This window comes from Aquimarina pacifica, from assembly GCF_000520955.1.
GTDB lineage: Bacteria > Bacteroidota > Bacteroidia > Flavobacteriales > Flavobacteriaceae > Aquimarina > Aquimarina pacifica.
Map to the genome: position 1 here is coordinate 118307 of NZ_JACC01000002.1, position 23833 is coordinate 142139.

Sequence of the window (23833 nt, forward strand, 5' to 3'; positions counted from 1 at the left end):
CAAACATCTATATTTCAGATGTTATAGTGTTTATTAAATCTCCAACATTATTCATATTCATCAAATCCATAAGCTTAAATTTTATTTCAAACTTTTTTTCTACTTCTGTTATTATCATCATATGAGTAATTGATTCCCACCCATCAACATCATCTGCTGTTGTCTGATCCGTCAGTTCAAAGTTATTATGTTCTAACACTGAGACGAACGCTTCGTTTACTTTAGATAAAATTTCTTCTTTATTCATTATTGATTACTTAATTTTTTGTCAAAAAATGCTTTTAACTTTTTCCTGTCTATTTTTCCATTTATACTATGGGGGAACTCCTTTACAAATTTCACTTGTGTAGGAATCATATAATTTGGCATTTTCGTTTTCATATACTCAAATAGTGTTTCGGTATCAAATTCTTCTGATTCTATAGCCAAAGCCAATTCGGTATTTCCTAAATTATTTTTAATGTCCAAAGCTACCATATTTACTTTAATTTGGGATTTTGATTTGGCATGAAATTCAATTTCTGCCAATTCTACTCGATATCCTCTTATTTTTACCTGAAAATCTGCCCTACCCACATACAAATAATCTCCCTCTTCATCTTTGATACAAAGGTCGCCCGTTTTATAATAGCGTACTATCTTATTTCCTTCTTGTCGATTAAAAAAACAGTGCGTATTACGCTCTTCGTTTTTCCAATATCCTGGTGTAATCTGGGGACCTGCCAAACACAATTCACCCATAACATTAATTGCTACCTCTTCATTATCCTCGTTTACTATCAAATAGCTCGTGTCTTTTTGTGGAGTTCCTATCGCTATGATACCATTATATGCTTTTTGATGGGTATCCTTATGATATGGATAAAAACCACTATAAACAGTAAATTCTGTAGGTCCGTAGTAATTAAATATTTTACTATTTGGTAAGCATGCACTCCATTCTTTGGCAATATCCTTATATAACGCCCCACCTCCAAAACTACAATACCTTACATCGGTTGCATTGATCTCAGAGAAATAGGGTCTTAGGTAATTAATTATAGAAGGTACCATTGTAAGCACAGTGAGCTTTTGTTCTTCTATGAGTTTAAAGATGTAAAAATATTTAATAGCTCCGTTTGGTATTGTATATAGACAAGATCCTGCTAAAAAAGGAAATAAATAAGCAACTACCGAAAAATCAAAAGTGAGCTCAAACATTTGTAAACACCTATCCTTTTCGTTGAGACTAAAAGTCGGTTCATCATCTATCGCACTTACCAAACTATCTAAATTATCAAATGTAATAGGAACGCCTTTGGGGAGCCCTGTAGTTCCCGAAGTAAACAAAATATATGCTAATTGGTCTCCAGAAAACTTTTTTGGAGTAAGGTCAATATCTACTTCTTCTGATTCTTTTGGATCAATGATGCTAAATTTATGATATAATGAACTTTCAGAAGAATCGATAACGTATTTTGTACCTGTTAATTCAAAAATCTTTTCATTACGCTCAATGGGCGTTGCAGGATTAACGGGTACATATGCTTTTCCTTCGAGCCAAAGCGCAATTATCGTTGCATATGTTTCTATATCATCATTAGTAACCAAACCTATCAACTTTTCTGATTCGGCAACAGTTTCAACAATTGACGCTCGTATTTTTGAAATCGTCAAAGCAAAATCCTTATATGTATAAAAGGAGTTGTTAATGCATAATGCATTATTATGAATGTGATTTTCTATCGATTTTTGTAGTCTTTTTACAAACTTCATTTCCTTCTATAAATTACTTCCTTTTGTACTATAATTTGAGTATTATATTCCTTGAAAACCCTATGTACATTCTAATATGACACAGACAATCATTAATAAAAATGACCATCCCTATTTTCTAAAGTGAGATTATCAAAATCCTCCTTAATTTCTATATGAGCTAATCCTTTTTTATTCGTTTTATGCACATAAATAGTGGTATATCTTTCTGTAATACTATTAGATAACTTAGTATCATCTGTAAAAATAAAATTCCTCTTAGCCTTAATACAATGCTGCATTACTACATCTACACAAACATCATAATACTGATCTTCTTTAACTAAGAAATATTTTACATTAAACTCATTATGATTAATAATATAGGATAAAAATCCAATAATTTTATGCTCTTTTATAATTTTCAAAGAATGTATATAAATATTGCGACTTGTTCCAGTTTGTAATGAAGTAAAAGGGTAATTAGCCCCAACAGGAATCTGCACATATTGCTGCGCATTAATTTGCCAATTTACATATTCTCTAGTTTTATAGATTAAATCATTTTTACACAAAGGTTCTATAAACTCCCACGTATCATCATCTAATTGATTTATATAATCGTATGTTAATGATTTGGTTCTTCTTTTAAGTCTTGACTTGTTTAGTAACCGTATGCCCGCTCCAAAAACTGAATCAAATGAATCTATTAAAAACTTAAATGATTTGAGAAATCCAAATTTACCTATTAACATAGATGAATCAAGACTAAAAAATATTGTATATCGTAATCTTGATGCGATTACATTAAAAGGTTGTTTTTTATAAAAAGCCGCTACATTTTCTGTATAAGACTTAATAATGACTTGTTTTCCTGCAAGGTTAACTGCTTCATTATATATATATGTTGATAAAACGGTATCCTTATATTGCTTGTCAACCCACCAAGCAATCATCCAATATATTTTCTTAGTGTTTTTGGTATTCAAAAAATCAGGAAACATAAAAATAAAAGAAATCATTTTATTATCCTCATACCCTATCACCCCGCAATAATCTTCTTCGCGTATTCGTGTATTACCTAATAACCAACGTGCTTTACTTTTGGCCATTGGTTCAAGGTTTTCTTTCCAGAATGTATTTTTTTCTACTCCCTCTCTTAACATTTTTTTTGTTAAGGGAACTACCTCCAAATTTTTACTCATCGATATTACCTAAAAACTAATTTTTACCATTAAAATACTCTGATGTTACCTCTTCAGAAAGATTAACATCTTTCTTTTGCAGGACTTTTTTTACAGTGAGTCCCATTATTTTAAGATCTAACAAAAAACTTAGATTATTAACATACCACACATCATATTCGAATTTCTTGGTCCATGATATAGAGTTTCTACCATTAACTTGTGCCCAACCTGTAATCCCGGGCTTTACATCATGTCTTGTTTTCTGTACCTCATTATATATTGGCAAATATCCAATTATCAAAGGTCGCGGACCAATTAAAGACATTTCTCCCTTGATTACATTAATCAATTGCGGGATCTCATCCATAGAAGTTTTTCTTACAATTTGACCGACAGTCGTGATTCTATCCTCTGCAGGTAATAATTCGCCATTCGCATCTGTATCATCATTCATTGTTTTGAATTTCAGTATACTAAATATTTTTTCTTTCTTTCCTGGTCTTTTCTGAACGAAGAATGGTTTACCATTATTAGCTATGGTTAGAAAAAGAATTAACCCCAAAAATATTGGTGAAATTAGAATCAACAAAACAAATGAAATACTAAAATCTAAAACTCTTTTGAAAAAAAAACTATACACTCTTACTAAAATTTAAATTATGAATTATTATGTCAATTGTTTATTACATACAAATGTAAAAACCATTCACTAAAATGCGCACTAAAACAATCTTCATAATAATATCGTAACAATACGTTATCACTATAAAAAACCAGATTCACAATTAAAAATGAACCTATGTTTAACAACACGATATGGGGGGAGAAAGTTTATATTTTTTAAAAAAATTATCTTCTGGAGCAAAGACAAAAAGATCCTTAAAAAATAGAATCTAATATAAACTCTGCGCAAATATACAACCTATATTTCATTTAATAAATCTAATAAATTGACTTTTTACAAAAGAATATTTAGGGGATATATTCACACACCACCGCCCTTTGTTTACCAGAGGTAAGCAAAGGAATATCTTCTACATATTCTAATTTTATATTTGCCTCATTACCAAGATATTCTCTAAATTCGGTAACAAACTCATCTTTACGTGCAAAATCATTTCCGTCTACCTTTATTTTAATTACATATTCATTTTGATCTTTTTGAATAATTTGTCTTTGTTTTATTTCTTTATACTTATTAATGACCAATATTATACTTGCAGAAAGTAGCTCTCCTGATGTATTTCGTATCATGTCTACTTTTCTCCCTTCTACCTTAGATAATACTTTTTTTTGTTTTCCTTGTATCGTCTCTATAGTCATGCATCCCATATCTCCTGTATCATATCTTATTAATGGCATACTATAATTAAATAAATCAGTAATAACTATTCTTCCTAATTGTCCTGGGGCTACTGGATTATTATTAGTAACCTCCAAAATTTCTATAAAATAACTTGCACTATTAATCTCAAAATACTCCTTTCCTAAAGGTTGTTGAGCTATCATCCCATTTTCAGAGTTAGAATATCTAGACACCACATTTACTCCAAAATATTTTTTCATTCTCTCTTTGGTAACTGGATTTAATGGTTCAGACATTGCAATTGCAGACTTAACATTACACGGAATAACATCAGATTTATTACTTTCTAAGTAATCACAAATTTTGTCAAAAGAAGAAGCATACCCTAACATTCCCTTATTAGATGGATCTTTTCTCATTCGAATCAATAATCTTTGAATAACTTCTATTGTTAGATCGAATACATCTATTGATACTATATTCTGTAAGATCCCTTGTAGCTTGTTCCTTTTATTGAACATGCTCCAAAAACGCAAATAAATAAGTTTATACCCCAACCTGAAACCTGCCAATTCAGAAAAATATAGTACATCAGCGGTATTGCGAGCCCTTTTAGTTTTATTTTGATATACCGTAAAAGAAGCTCCGGTTGATCCACTAGTAGAAACTGCTACTCTCTTCTTGTTGATATACTTTGAAGATTGAAAACTATCAAAAGACGAACGTATAATATCTTTACTGACTACAGGAAAATTTTCGATCTTAGAATCTGTACAGTCCTTATAAAAAGGGGTCGATGTGATCGCATGATTTAAAATTGCATCGAGATATTCTTTTTGTCGTTCTATAACTTTTGGATCATCAATATTTCGGATAATATTGACAATATCTTTATATTGTTTTCTAACAATACTTCCTTTAGAAAAGTCTAATAACCAAAATAAGCAAGTTCCTGCTTTTTCTTTTAGATTCATTTTCACAAACATGATAATTAAATGATTAACAACACTTAACAACAGTAATACACATAACTATTTCATTAATTATTGAAAACAATTACATGTGTACTAAAAAGATTGATGTCTTTAGTCTATGAATCTTATAAAAAATAACAAAAAAAACTTAAAATTTTATAAATGGCCTAAGATTAGCCCAAGGCTTTATTTGAAGGAATTCTTATATTACAATTGTCGATACTCTTCTAGAATAGCATTCCAAACTAATTTTCGCTCATATCGACTGGTTATTGAATCTCTTGCATTAGAAGCTAAGGTATCTCTAAGCTCCTTATTATCGATTAGCTCATTGATACTAGAATACAGGATTTCTGAATTCTTAACAGGAATGATTTTACCATTAAGACCATCTGTAATAATTTCGTTACACCCATTAATATCAGTAACAATACTCGCTAACCCCATTGCTGCAGCTTGCATAACTACATTAGGAAATCCTTCTCTATAACTAGGGAAAGCTAAAATATCAGAAATAGAAAAATAAGGTCTTACATCATTTTGCCATCCAGCAAAAACTATACTTTTATTAGTATCAATTTCCTTTTCGGTTTCGGGTAATAGTGGATCAAGATGATTTTCTCTAATTCCTACCAAAAGAAGTTTAACCTTAGAGTTCTCTTGGCTTATTTTTTTAAAAGCAGCAATCAACTCATTAATCCCTTTATCTTTGACCAACCTACCTACATATACTACTACCTTATCTTCTGGGTCGATTTTTAATTCGTTACGCAAACTTAAATTATCTTCTTCACTGTATAAAGAAGGATCAAAGTGAGAAGTATCAATACCATTTGAGCTTCCGTTCGCAATTACTCTCAACTTATTCCTCTTGGTATAACCATTATCAATAATAATTTGTTCTAATCCGAATGAATTAGGGTATATCATTGTTGCACAACTATAGGTGATTTTCTCTACAACATCCAGCAGTTTTCTTTTATTACCAGTTGCTTCTAACAATGGTAATCCGGCAATTGTATGTAATCGATGAGGAATTCCTGCCAATTTTGCCGCTAACATAGATAAAGTACCTGCTTTGGGTGTATGACTATGTACAATATCTGGTTTGTGTTTCTTGAAGATTTTATACAACTGATATACAGCTTTGAGATCCTGAAGTGGTGTAATCTTTCTTGTCATTTCTACAGGAATCACTTCTACTCCTTCTCGTTTTGAAACCTTATCCAAATGACCATCACCATCACTTGAAACACCAATTACAGAATAATACTGCGTCATAAACTTAAGTTGCCCTTGAAGTAAACCACCCAGAGATTTTGGAACTGTAGTAACCCTAATAATCTTGTACATTATCTTATATTTGGATTTTATTATTGAATAAATTCAGATGCAAATATATATATATTAGAGGGAGTGTTTTTTAGATCTTTTGAAATTATTTTACAAAATAAAAAAAGTACGGTTTTACTAAATATATTTAAAGATATGTTAAAAAAAAGGTGGATATTACAGTTTTACCGTAATTAAAAAACGCTTTATTTGACAATTCAATATTTTTAACTTTTTTTTAACTTTTAAAAGCAAACTCAACACAATTATTTTATACACCGTGCGTTACCTTAGCATAAATAACCCAAGTAAAATTCCCCCCGAATGAAAAATCTACCAAATTTTGTGCTGTTTATTCTGTACCTATTATTCTTATTCTCTTGTAGTCAAGAAAATTTAGATGATCTGGTTCCTTTAGGTGTTGACGAAGTCACCGAAGAAAATATAGATGAAGAAGGAAGACCAGAAGACGAAGAAGGAGAAGAAATAATACCTGAAGAACCTGAAAACGTGGAAACTACACCATGTGATTATGATTTAGCAAATGCAACTGCCAATTCAGTTATTGTACTAGATTGTGTTGTTGATCTTAACGGTCAAACTGTTACTTTACCCAATAATGTTGATATCCAGTTTGAAGGAGGAGATATTGTTAATGGAACCTTAAAATTTCCTACCAGTTCTGTAACTCCTATCGACGGACGTATCCTAAATTCTTCATTGACTATAGAAGGAAGTGTAGAACTTAAAGATCCTACCTTTTACTTTTACGCAGTAAGATGGGGTATTATTGAAGGAAAGACTTCTGATGAGATTTCTCAATCTAATAAAGACATTCTACAAGAACTTATCTATTACATAAAGGATATAGGAGGAAATACTTTCTTTATTAATGCCATGGACGCATATTTTAAGGTTGATGTACCATTAAGTGTCGCTACCCCCGAACGTGCTGCTATTACTATTCCTTCTGATTATACATTTCATATGACTGATAATACACACATAAGAATGCAACCTAATGCCTACATTAGACCTTCACTTATGTCTGTAACCGAAAACAACAGCAATGTAGTGATTAAAGGAGGTAACCTTTATGGTGATCGAGATACACATGATTATAGTGATGGCGCAACCCATGCATGGGGACATTTATTAAAATTAAAAGGATGTCATAACGTTACTGTAGAAGGTGTCAATTTTGAGGATGCTATGGGAGATGGACTCAATATCGCAGGATTATATCACTATTTTGAGTCTACTCATATTCCGTCTGAATTTCTTACAATAAGAGGAAATACATTTAAAAACTGTAGAAGAATTAGCCTCTCTATAACTTCAGGAAATGATATAACTATTGATAATAACACCTTTATAGATGGTGGTATTGATACAGCTTTATCAGATGGTGAAGCGCCTGCATCAAATATCAATATTGAACCTGTACGTATTTGGGAAGGTGGCTCTGTAGGTGTTGGAAACTTAAAAGAGTATGAAAAGGTAATGCGTGTTTATATAATAAATAACACACAAATCGGTGAAGGAGAATTTCTTGCTTCCCATGCCGATGGACCTATTGTATTTGATAATAACACTATGGAAAGCCCAATAGCATATACCGTGGCGAACGGAGTTGAAATTACCAATAATACTTTTAACTACAACCCTGATTTAGTTGCAGGAAGCGCAATATCAGCTGTTGGTCCTCCTGTTATGAATCACCCATTGGTATTTGACAATGTGATTTCTGGTAACAAAATATATGGATATAGTACAGGAATTAGCCTAAATGGTAACTTTGTAACGGTATCTGATAATTATATCGAAGCAAATACTGGGATTGTATTAAGTTCAGGTTCAGGAGAAGGTTTAGCCGACGCTACCGTTTCTGGTAATACAATTAAAGCAGAACAATATGGTATCAGAGGTACCAAATTATTAGAAAATGTTACGGTAAGTAATAATGAAATTGAAGGTAAAAGTTTCCCTCTATATATGAATGGAGTAAATGATGACTCGGGTCAAGAATCTGCTAAGGTATATGTGACTGGTAACTTCCTTAATAAAAATAGATCTGGACAGAATACTTATGACTCTAAGATTTCTAATATTACGCTGGTAAATGGTCTTGAACTCACCGAGAATCAATCTAATGGAGGATATGAAATTATTGGTTCTGAAAATCTAGTAGTAAGTGGTAATGTTATAAGTTCTACCACTACTCATGGTTTTGATTTTATGACCAGCGCCACAACGAATTCTGAGTTTTCAGGTAATGAAATTACAGTTGCAAGTAACAAAAATTGTATTAATGAACGAGTTTCATTAAGCAGTTCAGTTACATTCAGCAATAATGATTGTATGTAGTAAAAAACCTAATATAGGCATATACGCCTGTATATAAATAATAGCAAACCCCTAACTAGAATGAAAAAATTCTAAATGTTAGGGGTTTGTTTATTATATTGTAAATAGATTAAAATGGCTTCATAAACTTTAATATTAAAAAAATGAATAATCCTATACAATGGTTAGAAATTGCTACAATAGACATTGAGAGAGCAAAAGACTTTTACTCAAAAGTGTTTCATTTAGAATTTCAATTGCTAGAAACTCCCGATAGTAAGATGTATATGTTCGGAGAACCTGCAAGACCCGGTTCAGCTGGATCTTTAATTCAATCTGCAGATAGTAAGCCAAGTACAGATGGTACGATAATTTATTTTTCTTGTGAGGATGTTGCTACAGAAGCAGGACGTGTAGAAGAAGCCGGAGGTAAATTAATAATTCCTAAAACAGATATTGGTGAATTTGGTTTTTTTGCCCAACTCATTGATACCGAAGGTAACCGCATTGGCCTACATTCTAATATGTAAAGAATACGGTTTACCAACGTATTTAAATAGATATGTAATAACTCAAAATACAGAAATCAAGGTTTATTGTACTTATCCCTGTTCGAATAGAAAAAGTACAAACTGATACCCCTACCCTCTTTTCTAAAAAAGAGTACTCTACAAAACCCTCAAAGGAGTTATGTATTTTGAATTAAAATCTGTAGCTTAGATTAACTTAAAAACAGCAACACTTGTTGTGATATAATCTCGAATGCGGCCCGATTTATCAACTTTCATATCAAAATTTGTATCCTTTTCAGAAAAAGAATTAGAAATCATTAATAACAAATATTGTGAAGTAACAATTGATAAAAATGATTTTTTTCTTCGAGAAGGAGAAGTCTGTAAAAAAGCTGCTTTCATCATAAATGGTTCTTGTATTCTTTCTCAAACATTAAATACAGGTGATGTATTAGTTCTGGATTTTTTTACAGAAGGAGATATGATAAGTGATTATTATAGTTTTCTAAAAAACACACCTACAGATACCAATATTAAGGCATTAGAAAAAACGACACTTTTAATAATTTCGAAAAAAGACATTGACTATCTTCTTCAAACCATTCCTAATTATCAAAAGTTTGGCAGAATTATAGCAGAACAGTCTTTTATACGCATTGCAGAAAAAGTAAAGCGAAGTGGATTATCTGCTTTTGAAAGGTATCAGTTACTCATAAGAGAAAAGCCTATTATTGCCAAAAAATTCCCTCAATATATGATTGCTTCCTACTTGGGAATAAGTCCTGAATGGTTATCAAAAATAAGAGCCAAAAAGTAATTTCTTGAATTTATTCAATGAAAAAGAGATTCCTATCCCTGTAATTTTGTGTTGACATAAAGCAAAAAAATACAGAAAATGAAGAATCTTAGTTTACAATCAACTGTTGCTTTTTTATTATTATCAATTTTAACAGGGTGTAGTTTAGGAAGTATTGCAGACCCAGAAGTTTATCCTGTTGAACTTACAAAATCAGAAAAAAAACATCCACTTGTAAAATATTATCACAATGTAGCCAAAGCAAGCGATCAACAATACAAAAGCTTGGTATATCATAGTCCTGAAAACGGACTACCTTTTAGTGATATCAATAAAGTATTAGAGAAAGGGTATTTGCCAATGGAAAATGGGTATACTCGTTTCAAAGACGGCTCAGGCTATGTTGCAGTCAATACACAGTTTCCCAATTCAAGCGGAAAAATGCTTGATTGGTGGTTTGAGTGGGTTGGTTATGATATCATGCGATATAAAATTTGGTATCCTGGCTTACATTCTTCTGCACTGTATGAAAAATATGAAGAACCTGACACCTTCTCAATTTCAAAATATGTTAATGAGCATCCAGAAGGAAAAACAAAGCATACCATTGAAACCATGAGAAAGGGTGGTAAACTTCAAGACTTGCAAATTACTTTTGTTAACCCCAAACAGTTTGGTATAGATGTTTCTCAACTTGGAGAAAACCAATGGGTGATCTGTGGCAATGTAGAATCCGGAGAACGTCTTGTAGTTCAAATGGCTCATTTTGTTCGCGAAACAGAAAATGGAGTTGAAATGAGGAGTAGATTTTGGGTAGGAAATAAGCTGCCATGGATAGCAAGAAAACTGGCTATCTCAGAAGAACAACTTTATGATCTAGCCCATCATTGCCTGTCTGAATACACACAACTAGCTAGCTTTTTACCCGAAGTCTACGAAACCTACAATTAATTTATTGAAAAAATACAACAACTATCATAAATAGAAATTATGAAATTTACAAAAATCATATTATTCCTTCTTTTTACTATAACAGGATTATTTTCTTCTTGTAATGTAAACGTTTTTAAATATTCTGATTTACGTCCTACGGGCTATACTTTCCCAAATGACACACTAAAAGCCAAACTGTTAATAAAGGAAATGACCATCGCTCATAAAAACCATCTTTGGGATGACATTAAGACGTATCAGGTACAATTTGAGGAAGAATCTTTTGGTTTTTTTGGAAGAAGATCCTCCCCTTTTAAAGAGCTAAAAATGGACTTCTCGTTAAACTATATTCCTAAAACATTTAATGGATTGATGGAAATAAAAAGTGGTAAAGAAAAAGGTGATTTATGGGGGATTAAAGACGGAAAAACATATAAACGAAATAAGGAAAATATTGTATTTCAAGATAATAAATCTTATAAATTTTCAATGAATACATTTCAGTATTTTATTGAGTTTCCTAATAGGATTATAGAAGCTAACATCATAGACTACCTTGGGACAAAAAACATTGATGGTAAAGTCACAGAAGGGGTCATTGTTTCTTGGAACAAACTAGAGCCTCAAGAAAATATCGATCAATATATAATCTGGTTAGACGCCAAAACAAAGCGTATAGTTCTTGTAGAATATACCGTTAGAGAAAAAATTAAATTTGCCAGAGGATCGGCTTATTTTTCGAATTATAAGGAATTTAATGGTTTTCTACTACCCACCAAAATTTCTTCTAAATCTAATATTAAAAAGAATGGGTATCTACACATCAAGAAGATTAATAATTTCACCCCTAATGTATTAACAATAGATTACTTAAAACCATCAAAATAATTTACAACAAAAACGATCGTTGAATACTCTCTGCACAAAATAGGCAGAAAATTCAATGATTGGTTATAAAGAATATTCTTAATCTTATATCATACAATAGAAACTACCCATCAATATTTTTGATTTGAATGAAGTATGTTACTCATAAAAAATAGTACTGTAAACGTATATATTACCTGTATAGCATATCTAATATTTCAAAGATATAATGTGAAATAAAGAATTAATCCAATGGTAGTAAAGAGTCTTTATCCATATAATTTGTTTTAAAATCTAAAATCCCCATCTTATGTAAATACCCTTTTGTAAGAAGATTCGATTCTACGGGTAAGAGTGACGGCAAAAGTAAACCATTATAGTTCTTGTAGTTCTGAAAGTAAGCTGCTCCAGAAACAAAACCGTACATTTCTCTAACAGTATACGCGACCTTTACGATTCTTTTTGAGTTAATATCTATCCAGATTATATATTGATCGATATCTTTTTGCGGTTTTAAACTACCCCAAGAAGCTAACACTCCCTCTACCTCTATCCCATTAATAATATTTCTTCCTAAATATTCTAGAGCTGTTGCTTCTTGAATACGACTCGGAAATTCAACAAAATATTGATATGTCGGAATCCAAAATTTCATATCCTTATCATCCTGTACTACAATCTCATTACTATCATTTTTTTTATATGTCTGTCCCGATTGAATTCCCCAAATAATTCCCTTATCCTTTCCTGTTAAAATTTCAAGCTGACCATTAAAAATTTTAGGAATGTAATTCAACGAAAATTTTACTTTCTGTTCCTGAAACGGATGACTTTGTTTTCCCAAAAAACCATAGAATTCATCTTCGTAAATTACATTGTAAGTTTGAATACTATCCCAAAACTGAATACCATGTGCTTCACCCATTTCAGTCAATACTATTTTTGCCTTATTGTAGCTATCAGGAAAACTTGTATTTTCTGGTTTCAAGTTTGACAAACTAAAAAATTTTACACCTACCCAAATCAATAAAACTCCTAACAAGATTAATGAGATTCTAAAAACATTTTTCATCTAATTAATATTAGTGATTAAGTTACTTTTATAAACCAAATATAATTTATAAATTTAAATATTTCACCAAGTTACCATGAAGAAACCAAGTTCCCATATAGAAATTAACACTAAAAATCAACTACTTACTACTCAAAAAAGATTAAAAAATATTTTAGGGCATCTCGATCCTCTAAACCCTCCTGATGTATGTCCTATAAAAGATATACTGGCAAATGTTACAGATAAATGGAGTATTCTTATAATCATTATGCTTGGAGAGAGTGAAAAATTAAGATTTAACGAACTAAAAAAAAGAATTAAAGGAATTTCTTCTAAAGTATTAGCCGAAAGACTCAAAAGAATGGAAAGAGATGGTTATATACAAAGAGAAATGTTTTCAGAAGTTCCTATTAGAGTCGAATATCAGCTAACCGCTTTTGGAATTAAATATTTGAATCAGGTATTAAATTTGACACAATGGATTAATGATGAAGTTCCCGAAATATTAAAACGTAGAATACAATTTGACAAAATAAAGTCAATTACCAACAGAACATAAAAAGAAGGATATCATACCAAAATTAGTATCAAGCCACATTAGTTCATTAAATATTATGAATTAATAGACCTTTATTTGGTTTTAGGAGATCCAAACGATGCCTATGAAACACCGAGAACATTCGAAACAAATACACAAACAACACTCGAATATGTAATCAGAAATAAGTTTATTTCGGTATAATAAGGGAAGATAAACTTTAAAGAACTAATAAACGCATTAAACGTATGAATTCGGATAAACCAGTATAAATAACAGTAGAAAGCAATGATTAAGCAATTACTAAGCAATGAACAAATACAATTGATAAAATGAATAAACGTTTAATAGAATTAGACATTCTACGTGGTCTCAGTATTTTTGGAATGATCTTAGTCATTATGCCTGGTGATTGGAGTCACCGTTTTGATTGGATGAATCATGCTAAATGGGAAGGTCTTCCTATATCAGATTTAATATTTCCTGCATTCTTATTCTGTGTTGGGTTCTCAATGGCATTATCATTTTCGAAGAAAATAGAGAAAGGAGCTTCTTATGTAGAGTTATTCAAAAAAAGTGCATTAAGATCCCTATTATTAATTATTATTGGGCTATTCATAAACGGGTTTCCTGAATTTGATTGGCAGATAATTCGTATTCCGGGTATATTACAAAGAATAGGCATATGTTATTTAATAATCTCAATCATTTGGCTATTCATTTTATATCGCAAACCAAAATACGATATACTTTGGTTATCAATTATCTCTTTGGTTCTATTAGTAGGATATTATATACTTCTTAATCACATTCCAATTCCAGAAATAGGTATCACAAAAACCAGTGCAATAAATAGTTGGCCTGCATACATTGATCAGTATATTTTTGGACGTAATCATCTTTGGATCTATGGAAAAACAAATAACATAGTCACATATGACCCCGAAGGTTTTCTTTCTTCTTTTACAGCTAGCGTAAACGTTATAATAGGCTTAATCATAGGTATATTATATAACAAAGGTTCTAAGTATTATAAAGCACATTATTTGGTTATACTAGGTTTGACAATGATGATGATAGGCTTTTTATTAGATCAACTCGACATCATGCCAATTATTAAAAAAATATGGACAAGTAGCTTTGTTTTATGTAGTACCGGAAGTTCTATACTAATTTTGGCTATGATTAAACTATTTATAGAAAATCTTAAAATTAGTGTACGATTATTTTATCCATTTATAGTTTTCGGCGCCAATGCATTAATTGCATTTATTATTAGTAATTTATCCATGCCATTAATGGATATACCATTAATACACGGGGCTTCTATTCGCAATATAGGTTTTGAATTCATGCAACATATCACCACAAATTTGCAGTGGGCATCATTTCTTTATTCACTGATTACATTGACAGTTATATTTTTTGGATTGCAACTTATGTATAAAAACAAGTGGTTCATTAAATTATAGAAACGCACTAGTAATAAGATAAATCATATGCCGCTGTGTCTATTATTTAAACATAACCAAAAAGGCTACTTTACTCATTCAAAAGCAAGGTTGCCTCATTCTTTATTTTAAATAGGCTATTCGACAATTAGGTTTGTAGCAGAAACTTAAAAACAATGCTATGAACAATCAAATAAGTATCAAGATAAAAACTCCATGTTCTGAAAATTTTGATAATTTTTCTTCAACTCAAAAAGGTGGATTTTGCGATTCTTGTAAAAAAGAAGTTATTGACTTCACCAAAATGAATTCTCAAGAGATCATTAATCACATTCAATTAAGTAAAACTCAAAACACCTGCGGAAGGTTTAACATTGATCAATTAACAACCTATACAAATATTCCGCCCGAAAAAAGAAAGCTCCGTCTAATAAGTAAATTAGGGATTGCATTTATTGCTTTGTTCTCCTTTTGCAAAGTCCATGCTCAAAATATAAAAATTCCAACAAAAGAATTAGGTAAAAATCCAACAAAAATTCAGGATAGTATTCAAGAAAAAAATATTGTCGTAAAAGGTACTGTAAACGAAAACGGAACTCCTTTGCCAGGAGCTAATGTTATTTTAGAAGGCACAAATATTGGAGTAACCACTGATTTTGATGGTAATTTCAAATTTCCTGAAAAACTTAAAAAGGGGGATGTTCTTGTTTTTAGTTATGTGGGTATGAATGCAAAAAAAGTAGTAATTCAAGATAAAAATTCTGCTCAGGACATTACACTGCAAGTCAATCTAAAAATGGATTCATGCGTACTCATGGGAAAAGTAGCCGTAAAAAAAGTGTATACATCAAAAAAAGGAGGTAATTAATCATCATTAGTATGAAAACAAGTATATACATCCTTTTACTAATACTTATACATAATAGTTTATTTGCTCAAGTCTCTGATTTTAAATCAATAGATTTTACCAAAGCAGATAATATTGCCAAATTAAACAAAAATGCTCCTATAGATAACCTTCCGTTATTGGCTTATAATCTTACCCATAAACTATCTACAAAAGTAGAAAAATTTAGAGCGATATATAGTTGGGTTTGTCATAATATCAAAGGGGATAATACGCAACATACCAAAGTAAATAATAAACGTAAAAAGCTAAAAGAAGATAGTATATCATTCATGAAATGGAATAATTCGTATAAAAAAATAGCTTTTAAGAAATTACGCACTCATAAAAGAACCATGTGTACTGGATATGCATATTTAATAAAAGAGTTATGTTATTTGGCCGAAATAGAATCTGTAATTATTGATGGATATGGTAGATCTATTGACTCAAATATTAATGAACTTGAAATACAAAATCATTCATGGAATGCTGTAAAACTAAATAAGAAATGGTATTTATGTGATGCTACTTGGTCCAGTGGTTATATGAATGTATATAATAGATTTGTAAACGAATATAATGATGGTTACTTCTTGACTGATCCTATTTTATTCGGAAAAAACCACTTCCCATCAGAACAAAAATGGTCATTTGACAAAGACTTAACAGCTTTAGCATTTGTAAGAGCTCCTATGGTATACGGAGAAACATTTGAACATAAAATAACACCTCTTATTCCAAAAAAATTAGATCTATCAATACATAAGGATGATGAAATTAAGTTTGGTTTTAAAACATCAAATACGATTCTAAACAAAAACATATCTCTCATCTATTACATTGGTAATGAAGAGAAAAAATTAAAAATTTATAATATCCGAAATGAAAATAACATCATATCTTTTAATTGTACATTTAAAAATAAAGGAACCTACGATACTCATCTAAAAATTAACGGTGATATTGTTGCCACCTACACTATTAAAGTTCGTATAAGCTAATACACATGAATTTGTCCAAAATATCCCTACATATCTTACAACAGATTATAGGTTTTTTAAAATCAAAAGCACCAAAAGGAAGTCCTTTTGGTGCTTTTTTTAATAATAGTTATATATTTTAAAAATTGAGTCTAATAATTCAATTCTTTACAAAAACCTTACTTTCTTGCCCTGTATTAATTATATAAGCCCCCACAGGGAAATCACTAGTGTCGATAGTAATTTCTTGTTTATCTGTTGTATCCTCAGTAAATAATACGCGTCCAAACATATCGTATACTTGTATGATATCAACATCTAAAAAACCTTCTATTTTGAGAACTTTAGACGCAGGATTAGGATACATCAATAAGTTTCCTGTGTTTACAATTTCATTTCGTGAGGATAATGTATTCGGTACAATAACATAATCAAAGGTCTCCCATCTGCCTGCTGCGGCGCCAAATGGATATAGAGAAGCATTACTTATTGACCAATTTGCCTGAATCCAACCATCGTTAAACAAACTTTGTATAGCAACTTGACCATCTCCCATTGATTCCCAACTAAAGTTCTCCCATGTACCTGGAGCATTTCCTTTTGCTCTAATTTCGACATCTGTATTTCCTCCATTTACCTGAAGATACTTACCTGTTGTAACTGATTTAAAGGCCACACAACCATCATCTGAATGTGATTCGACCAAAAACAAGGCTCTCTCACTTTCTTCTCCGTCAGCAATTAAATTCGTCGTAGATGACTCAATGGTAATCCACTTTTGATCTCCACCTGATTTTTTTAAAGCTATAATCTCTCCTATTGGCGCATCTATTTTGCAATCAGCCAAATCTTCTATGATAACATAATCAAAAGTCTCCGATGATCCAGCGGCAGTTCCTAATGGATATAGAGAAGCATCACTTGTTGACCAATTTGCCTGAATCCAACCATCATTAAATAGACTTTGCATAGCCACTTGTCCCTCGCCCATTGATTCCCAACTAAAGTTTTCCCAAGTACCCGGGGCATTTCCTTTTGCTCTAATTTCAACCCCAGTATTACCTCCATTTACCTGAAGATACTTACCTGTTTCAACTGATTTTAAGGCAATACAGCCATCATCTGAATGTGATTCTACTAAAAACAAAGCTCTTTCTCCTTCTTCTCCGTTTGCTATCAAATTTGTTGTAGACGATTCAATGGTAATCCACTTTTGATCTCCTCCCGATTTTTTTAAAGCAATAATCTCACCTATTGGTGCATCTTCGGTACAAGAAGAAGCATCATTAATAATTACATAATCAAAAGTCTCCCATGACCCAACGGCTAGTCCCAACGGAAATAGAGATGTATTATCTTGTGTCCAATCTGCCTGTATCCAGCCACTATTAAACAGACTTTTTAGAGCTACTTGATTTTCTCCTATTTCATTCCAACCAAAGTTTTCCCATGTACCTGGTGCATTACCCTTTGCCTTAATTTCGACCGAAGTATTTCCCCCATTTACTTGAAGATACTTTCCTGTTGACACTGATTTTAAAGCCACACAACCATTATCTGAATGCGATTCGACCAAAAACAATTCTCTTTCTAATTCTTCACCATTCGCTACCAGATTTGTAGTAGATGGATCTATAGTTACCCACTTCTCATCTCCTCCTGATTTTTTAAGAGCTATTATTTCTCCAATTGGCGCATTTGTATCACAAATGATAGAAACCGTATCGTCCCAACCAAGAGTTTCTAGGTCTTCGTCAGGAAAACTTGTTATGGATTTAATTTTAATATCTCTATAATACATCTCTGCTCCTTCAGACTGAATCTGTATTTGACCCTCGGTAACAGTAATTCCATCCCATGTTGCATCTACTAGTGCATTAACCATATTACCATTCACATAATGAATAGCTCTATCACCTATAACTATTACTTCTAGCGTATTCCACTCTCCGTTAGGATATTCAAAATCCTCACTCTTTCTAATTATATTGTTTGATTGAAGAGGAGCCATAGGGGTAAATACTAAATTATTACCTACTTGCTCTGCAGGAATCAACCCTTTTACACCTGCTAATCCAATATAATCGCCACAATCACCTTCTTGAACTTGAAACTCTAAGGAAGATTTCCAAACATCCCAAAAAGAACCATGTTCTCCTTGGCAGTGATAAAGAATACCACTATCTCTTAATCGATCTAACCTTGGTTCCCACTTTTGTTCACCCCACTTAAACTGCATACTTAAATGATAATTACCATAGGTATTAATCGTCGTGAGACCACCATATACTTCTCCTGTAATATATAACTGTTTTTCTCCATCAACATCTATGATAGAAAATACATTTGTTGGGTCATTATTTAATCCTAATGCGGTTCCTGAACCATTTGTAACATTATCACTTGATCCAGGTAGACCGGTAGTAGTGTGAGGAACACCCATCCATTTTTCCCAACAATCAAAATCATTAGCCAAAAGATCAGTCCAATCAGGAGTAAGTGTACTACAATCATTGTCTACAGATAATCTATTAGATACCCAAAGTACTGCCTTTTGGATCATTTGTCTAAAAGTCTGATTACTTGCATACGTTTCACCATTATGCCCCAATGCAGTATAAAAAGATCGTCCACCGTCATATTCTTTTAACCAAGTAATAGGACGAGTAGCATCATAGCTAGCGCTACCGGTAGACTGAACTTCTAGTAAAACAGTGTTATTATTGCTTAGTTGCCCTCCGTTTTGCTCCCAATAATACCACTCCTCATTGTGCTGCCAAGTATCACCTATATCTCCGATATGACTCGTTGTCACATGATTAGTCAAAATATTCATGGTACCTTGTAAATTATTCGAAGTATGGTTTGGGCTTGTTTGAACAATGGCTCCTACTAACTCATTATACCATGGCCAAGATGCATCGGCACTATCATTTCTATAGGTATCTGTTGCAGAATGAAAACCAATAAACCCTTTTCCGGATTGAATAAAAGTTTCCATGGCAGATTTTTGATTATCATCTAACAAGCCTCCACCAGTCGTATTAGAAAATATGATTACCTCATATTGACTTAAGTTGTCTGTAGTAAAAACCGAAGGGTCTTGGGTTTCATCGACAGTCCAATTGTCATATGCCGTACTAGTTCCTAATTCTTCTAACATTTGAATACTTTCTGTAATTGCATCAGAGTGTCGATATCCATTTGTTTTGTGAAAAACAAGAACTTTAAAATCGTTTGCCAAAATCAATTGTAACGAAAAGAAAAAAATGCCAATAAGCAAAATCTTCTTATTATTAATTCCTTTAAGTAGTTTTTTCATTATTTAGGTATATTTTAAGAGTTATATTAGTATCAACCCTGTATATATACCTTATAGTATATACAAACACTACTTTAACAAAAGAATAAAATACTTTAAGAAAATAAAAGGATCCTTTAACATAACAGTAAATAAAATATATAAATCATTAATACGATGTTTTTCTTATTTTTCTTTTAAGGTTTCGACTTATTCAGTATCAATGTACAAAACCGGTTAGAATCTAATTACCTTTGTTATATGTCAAAATCATTACTCTTTATACCGGATATTTCTGGTTTTACCAACTTTGTACAAACCACTGAGGCCGAACACAGTCAACATGTCATAGCCGAACTACTAGAAGTACTAATTGATGCCAATACGCAGCAATTAGAGCTTGCAGAAATAGAAGGTGATGCGCTATTTTTTTTTAAGGAAGCCCATGTGCTTTCGCAAGAAAAATTATTAGCACAAATTGAAACTATGTACACTGCTTTTTACAGTCATCTTAAGTTACTTGAAAAAAACAGAATCTGCCCATGCCTTGCCTGTTCGAGTGCTGTTAACCTAGAACTTAAAATTGTTGCACATACGGGTACTCTTCAATTTTTAGAAGTACACAATAATCGTAAACCTTTTGGGGAATCCGTTATTCAGGCACACAGACTACTCAAAAACTCTATAGAAAGTGATAATTATGTACTAATCAGTAAGGATCTGGCTACAGAAATAAAAATGCCATTTGACTACAGGAGTAGCCTATTTCACTTTCGCGAAAGTGAAAACACATATGATCAAAGACCGATACAGTATTTATATTCAGAAATTAATGTAGACACCTTAAAACTGAAACCTTTTCAGGAAGGACAGGTTGTAACACTTAATCGAGAACCAAACCTTGTTTTTGAACGTACATATCCCGTAAATATGAATCGCCTACTTGAAGTAATTACCAACTATAAGTACAGACACTTATGGGCACCCGGAGTAGATGAAATTCTGTACAACGATAATGAAGTTACACGATTAGGGTCAAAACACATGTGCGTTGTAGGGAATAAGCATCTTGATTTTAAAGTCATTACTAGAAAAAGTAAAAACGGTGAAATAATATATGGAGAAGAAACTACAAGTCCTCCCCCATTAGACATTCTATATCAGTTTTATAATATTGAGTCGGTTACCGAAAAAGAATCAATCCTAAAAGTAGAACTGTTTTGGGAAGCAAAATCTGTCTTCAAAAAGGTTCTAATTTTTTTACTGGTAAAAAAAGTATTTAAAAAAAACATAAATAAATCCCTGGACATGCTATTTAATATTTTATGAGGAAAAGGTTCATCACGATCACCTTTTACAACTTCAAATCAAAAAACCTGATGTATTTGTAAATACACTAGATTTTTTTAAATTATACCGAATTAAACATTTTTATTCTGTATGCAAACAAAAGAAAGAACAGGTTGGTTAGAACAGCAAGTAGAATATCATTTTCAATTATTCAAAAAAGGGTTTATTGCTCATTATGCTTCTTTGGATTCAGAAAGTATTCGAATACTATCGCTTCATCACGAAATTAATGAAGAAATTGATTATGAAAACGACAATTGGGAAGAAGAAGCAGCAGAAACTGTTAATCTATATCGATTAGGCATCTGCATGCAAAGTGATTACGAATATTTTATAGAAAGAGACATCAAACCAAAAATCGAATGGAAAGAGTTATCGACTGATGATCCATACGCTATTTTTTGGGGAGAACCTGATGAGACCGAAAAATTTGATAAATTATGGGATAAATCGTATCAATCAGAGCAAAATTTCAGTAAGTTTCTACGATGCTTAATTCTTGCCAAGGTTGCTTTGATGCTCAAACAAGATGATGAAATAAAGGATTATTTTTTAGATACTACCGAGTTCATAATAAATATAGAATTCAATTATTACACACCCGTTTTTAATATAGAAGTGCCATCATTAGATATCCGAAAATCTATTGCAGAAGAAATATCAGCCACTAAGGAAAACCAAGAACTTTTGATATCCCTTTGGGATAATACTATCTCAGAAAAAGCACTTAGTTTTCTGAAGGAATTAAAAATAAAGTAAGTAAAATATAATAAAAATTAAAGTACTTTTTAAACTCAAAAAAATGAATAAACCCTATTAATCCTGAGTTATTAGATAAGAACCTAATTAAAAAAACTAAGCTATTAATTATATTTTTTTTATATTATGTCTTAACCCCCCAATCTAAAATTATTCATTACTATGATGAAAAACTACTTATTTATTTTTATCTCTCTTTTTTCTTCTACAATATTATTATCCCAGACAGGTCCTGGTGGCGTGGGAATTACTGATGGCACGTCATCCCTAAAAATATGGTATAATACTACTAATGGAGTATCTACTACAGGAACCCTTATAGATGGTATAACCAACTCAGCCGGTATAGCTGCTCTTGACCTTAGTGAAACCGGTGGGCAACGCCCGACCCTTGTGCCTGGCGCTGTAAATGGATTTGACGCTATAAGTTTTTCTGGTTCAAATAGACTAGAAACTGGCCTAACACTTACTACTTCAAACTTTATTGTAGACCAAGCCTCTTCATTTGTTGTTAATGCTGCAGATAATACGAGTCAAAAATCATGTGTGTATACAACATCTCCGCTTCAAGGAGCTAGTCGATTTACATGTCATATTCCTTGGGACAATACTGTTTATTATGATATTGGTGTATGTTGTGGTGTAAATGCCAGAATACAAGTAGGTGGATTAACAGGATTAACATCTTACTCATATTGGTCATACGATGCAGATCCTACAACAGGAAAACAACTTTATAGAAACGGAACCTTATTACAGAATAGGGCAAATACCACCACCGTAACGAATCATGCGTCATACCGTTTTAATCTTGGAGGAAATACAAGTGGTACCGCTGGATATGTAGGAGATCTTACCGAGGTAATCGTTTTTAATGCAAAAATAAATACCGCGCAACGTATAATTATCGAAAATTATCTCGCCGCAAAATATGGATTAACCGGTTCTTCTAATGATTTGTATAATGAAGATAATGCTGTAAATGGTGATTATGATTTTAATGTTGCCGGAATAGGCAGAATAGATGCTTCTAATATTCATAATGACTCTCAAGGAACCGGAATTGTACGAATCTTAAATCCTTCGGGATTGGGAAATAATGAATTTTTACTTTGGGGGCATGACAATGGTGACCTAGCTTTTACAAATATTACTGATGTTCCTAATACCGTTAGAACTCGTTTAAGTCGGGTATGGAGAGTTAGCGAAGTAAATACCAGTGGAGGTGCTATAAATGTCGGATCTATAGATATGAGATTCGACCTAACCGGACTCGGGACAATATCGCTACCCGATCTAAAGCTTATAGTTGACACCGATAACGATGGCCTATTTGCTGATGAAACACCAATTACGGGAGCCGTAGATCTAGGCAGTAACATATATGCTTTTGTTGGGGTAACCGCAATTCAGAATAATAGACGATTTACTATTTCTAATGCTCCTCATACCGTAATTACTAATAGACAAAGAACGTATAGAGTTAAAGTAAACTAAGCTTTTTTGATACTATAATTAAGAGAA

20 protein-coding genes are annotated in these 23833 nt (G+C 32.0%); 12 read left to right on the top strand and 8 right to left on the bottom strand.

The genetic code is table 11. From position 1 onward, the window contains the following. Positions 1-7 precede the first annotated feature (7 nt). The 6 genes from DZ60_RS0101575 to DZ60_RS0101600 all read right to left on the bottom strand — a co-directional run bounded on the left by DZ60_RS0101575 (position 8) and on the right by DZ60_RS0101600 (position 6554). Positions 8-247: an acyl carrier protein gene (locus DZ60_RS0101575; protein WP_025739889.1), complete on the bottom strand. Its 240-nt coding sequence runs from the start codon at positions 245-247 to the stop codon at positions 8-10. Beyond that, entirely contained in the window at positions 247-1755 is a 1509-nt protein-coding gene (locus DZ60_RS0101580) for an AMP-binding protein (protein WP_025739891.1), read from the bottom strand. Before DZ60_RS0101580 ends, DZ60_RS0101575 begins: the two co-directional genes overlap by 1 nt. 92 nt (positions 1756-1847) lie before the next feature. After that, positions 1848-2939, bottom strand: a complete 1092-nt coding sequence (locus tag DZ60_RS0101585; RefSeq protein ID WP_025739893.1) for a hypothetical protein — start codon at positions 2937-2939, stop codon at positions 1848-1850. Between the two features lie 16 nt (positions 2940-2955). Further along, the gene (locus DZ60_RS0101590; RefSeq protein ID WP_025739895.1) at positions 2956-3561 is read right to left on the bottom strand and encodes a sugar transferase; all 606 of its coding nucleotides are present in this window, start codon (positions 3559-3561) and stop codon (positions 2956-2958) included. Between the two features lie 332 nt (positions 3562-3893). After that, on the bottom strand, positions 3894-5201 hold the full coding sequence (locus tag DZ60_RS0101595; protein WP_034228324.1) for a phenylacetate--CoA ligase family protein: 1308 nt from the start codon (positions 5199-5201) through the stop codon (positions 3894-3896). Between the two features lie 207 nt (positions 5202-5408). Further along, on the bottom strand, positions 5409-6554 hold the full coding sequence (locus DZ60_RS0101600; RefSeq protein WP_025739898.1) for a glycosyltransferase family 4 protein: 1146 nt from the start codon (positions 6552-6554) through the stop codon (positions 5409-5411). A gap of 303 nt (positions 6555-6857) precedes the next feature. Between DZ60_RS0101600 and DZ60_RS0101605 the strand changes: the two genes are divergently transcribed. From DZ60_RS0101605 to DZ60_RS0101625, 5 genes are all read left to right on the top strand, one after another. Next, a complete protein-coding gene (locus DZ60_RS0101605; RefSeq protein ID WP_025739900.1) occupies positions 6858-8900 on the top strand; it encodes a right-handed parallel beta-helix repeat-containing protein in 2043 nt (680 codons plus the stop codon). 143 nt (positions 8901-9043) lie between these two features. Then, positions 9044-9409, top strand: a complete 366-nt coding sequence (locus DZ60_RS0101610; protein WP_025739902.1) for a VOC family protein — start codon at positions 9044-9046, stop codon at positions 9407-9409. A 232-nt stretch (positions 9410-9641) separates the two neighbouring features. Beyond that, a complete protein-coding gene (locus DZ60_RS0101615) occupies positions 9642-10208 on the top strand; it encodes a Crp/Fnr family transcriptional regulator (protein ID WP_025739904.1) in 567 nt (188 codons plus the stop codon). Positions 10209-10286: 78 nt separating this feature from the next. Then, entirely contained in the window at positions 10287-11138 is an 852-nt protein-coding gene (locus DZ60_RS0101620) for a DAPG hydrolase family protein (RefSeq protein WP_025739906.1), read from the top strand. A 39-nt stretch (positions 11139-11177) separates the two neighbouring features. Continuing rightward, a complete protein-coding gene (locus tag DZ60_RS0101625) occupies positions 11178-12008 on the top strand; it encodes a hypothetical protein (protein ID WP_025739908.1) in 831 nt (276 codons plus the stop codon). 223 nt (positions 12009-12231) lie between these two features. Here DZ60_RS0101625 and DZ60_RS0101630 read toward each other — a convergent pair whose 3' ends face one another. Beyond that, complete coding sequence (locus tag DZ60_RS0101630) at positions 12232-13059, bottom strand: hypothetical protein (RefSeq protein ID WP_025739910.1); 828 nt, start codon at positions 13057-13059, stop codon at positions 12232-12234. A gap of 76 nt (positions 13060-13135) precedes the next feature. Here DZ60_RS0101630 and DZ60_RS0101635 point away from each other — a divergent pair, with 76 nt between their 5' ends. The 4 genes from DZ60_RS0101635 to DZ60_RS0101650 all read left to right on the top strand — a co-directional run bounded on the left by DZ60_RS0101635 (position 13136) and on the right by DZ60_RS0101650 (position 16920). Further along, positions 13136-13600 carry a winged helix-turn-helix transcriptional regulator gene (locus DZ60_RS0101635; protein WP_034228327.1) on the top strand — a complete coding sequence of 155 codons (465 nt, stop codon included), beginning with the start codon at positions 13136-13138 and terminating at the stop codon, positions 13598-13600. A gap of 311 nt (positions 13601-13911) precedes the next feature. Next, positions 13912-15051 (top strand): acyltransferase family protein, encoded by a 1140-nt coding sequence (locus tag DZ60_RS0101640; protein WP_025739914.1) that lies wholly within the window; start codon positions 13912-13914, stop codon positions 15049-15051. Between the two features lie 160 nt (positions 15052-15211). Continuing rightward, positions 15212-15898 carry a carboxypeptidase-like regulatory domain-containing protein gene (locus DZ60_RS0101645; RefSeq protein ID WP_025739916.1) on the top strand — a complete coding sequence of 229 codons (687 nt, stop codon included), beginning with the start codon at positions 15212-15214 and terminating at the stop codon, positions 15896-15898. Between the two features lie 11 nt (positions 15899-15909). Beyond that, a complete protein-coding gene (locus DZ60_RS0101650) occupies positions 15910-16920 on the top strand; it encodes a transglutaminase domain-containing protein (protein WP_025739918.1) in 1011 nt (336 codons plus the stop codon). 139 nt (positions 16921-17059) lie between these two features. Here the strand turns inward: DZ60_RS0101650 and DZ60_RS23925 are convergent, their stop codons facing one another. Further along, the gene (locus DZ60_RS23925; RefSeq protein WP_025739920.1) at positions 17060-20221 is read right to left on the bottom strand and encodes a ThuA domain-containing protein; all 3162 of its coding nucleotides are present in this window, start codon (positions 20219-20221) and stop codon (positions 17060-17062) included. 240 nt (positions 20222-20461) lie between these two features. Here DZ60_RS23925 and DZ60_RS0101660 point away from each other — a divergent pair, with 240 nt between their 5' ends. The 3 genes from DZ60_RS0101660 (at position 20462) to DZ60_RS0101670 (ending at position 23806) form a co-directional block, all read left to right on the top strand. Next, positions 20462-21529, top strand: coding sequence for a DUF2652 domain-containing protein (locus DZ60_RS0101660; RefSeq protein WP_025739922.1), 1068 nt, complete (start codon positions 20462-20464; stop codon positions 21527-21529). A gap of 111 nt (positions 21530-21640) precedes the next feature. Beyond that, positions 21641-22309, top strand: coding sequence for a hypothetical protein (locus DZ60_RS0101665; RefSeq protein ID WP_025739923.1), 669 nt, complete (start codon positions 21641-21643; stop codon positions 22307-22309). Positions 22310-22471: 162 nt separating this feature from the next. Next, positions 22472-23806: a hypothetical protein gene (locus DZ60_RS0101670; RefSeq protein WP_152537337.1), complete on the top strand. Its 1335-nt coding sequence runs from the start codon at positions 22472-22474 to the stop codon at positions 23804-23806. Positions 23807-23833: the final 27 nt, after the last annotated feature.

Excerpts from the sequence above, each read along its gene's own strand:
- DZ60_RS0101595 (WP_034228324.1), bottom strand. The coding sequence starts at position 5,201 with ATGAATCTAAAAGAAAAAGCAGGAACTTGCTTATTTTGGTTATTAGAC.
- DZ60_RS0101640 (WP_025739914.1), top strand. The coding sequence starts at position 13,912 with ATGAATAAACGTTTAATAGAATTAGACATTCTACGTGGTCTCAGTATT.
- DZ60_RS0101660 (WP_025739922.1), top strand. The coding sequence starts at position 20,462 with ATGTCAAAATCATTACTCTTTATACCGGATATTTCTGGTTTTACCAAC.
- DZ60_RS0101580 (WP_025739891.1), bottom strand. The coding sequence starts at position 1,755 with ATGAAGTTTGTAAAAAGACTACAAAAATCGATAGAAAATCACATTCAT.
- DZ60_RS0101645 (WP_025739916.1), top strand. The coding sequence starts at position 15,212 with ATGAACAATCAAATAAGTATCAAGATAAAAACTCCATGTTCTGAAAAT.
- DZ60_RS0101650 (WP_025739918.1), top strand. The coding sequence starts at position 15,910 with ATGAAAACAAGTATATACATCCTTTTACTAATACTTATACATAATAGT.
- DZ60_RS0101585 (WP_025739893.1), bottom strand. The coding sequence starts at position 2,939 with ATGAGTAAAAATTTGGAGGTAGTTCCCTTAACAAAAAAAATGTTAAGA.
- DZ60_RS0101615 (WP_025739904.1), top strand. The coding sequence starts at position 9,642 with ATGCGGCCCGATTTATCAACTTTCATATCAAAATTTGTATCCTTTTCA.
- DZ60_RS0101600 (WP_025739898.1), bottom strand. The coding sequence starts at position 6,554 with ATGTACAAGATTATTAGGGTTACTACAGTTCCAAAATCTCTGGGTGGT.
- DZ60_RS0101625 (WP_025739908.1), top strand. The coding sequence starts at position 11,178 with ATGAAATTTACAAAAATCATATTATTCCTTCTTTTTACTATAACAGGA.
- DZ60_RS0101575 (WP_025739889.1), bottom strand. The coding sequence starts at position 247 with ATGAATAAAGAAGAAATTTTATCTAAAGTAAACGAAGCGTTCGTCTCA.
- DZ60_RS0101665 (WP_025739923.1), top strand. The coding sequence starts at position 21,641 with ATGCAAACAAAAGAAAGAACAGGTTGGTTAGAACAGCAAGTAGAATAT.
- DZ60_RS0101630 (WP_025739910.1), bottom strand. The coding sequence starts at position 13,059 with ATGAAAAATGTTTTTAGAATCTCATTAATCTTGTTAGGAGTTTTATTG.
- DZ60_RS0101605 (WP_025739900.1), top strand. The coding sequence starts at position 6,858 with ATGAAAAATCTACCAAATTTTGTGCTGTTTATTCTGTACCTATTATTC.
- DZ60_RS0101670 (WP_152537337.1), top strand. The coding sequence starts at position 22,472 with ATGATGAAAAACTACTTATTTATTTTTATCTCTCTTTTTTCTTCTACA.
- DZ60_RS0101635 (WP_034228327.1), top strand. The coding sequence starts at position 13,136 with ATGAAGAAACCAAGTTCCCATATAGAAATTAACACTAAAAATCAACTA.
- DZ60_RS23925 (WP_025739920.1), bottom strand. The coding sequence starts at position 20,221 with ATGAAAAAACTACTTAAAGGAATTAATAATAAGAAGATTTTGCTTATT.
- DZ60_RS0101620 (WP_025739906.1), top strand. The coding sequence starts at position 10,287 with ATGAAGAATCTTAGTTTACAATCAACTGTTGCTTTTTTATTATTATCA.
- DZ60_RS0101610 (WP_025739902.1), top strand. The coding sequence starts at position 9,044 with ATGAATAATCCTATACAATGGTTAGAAATTGCTACAATAGACATTGAG.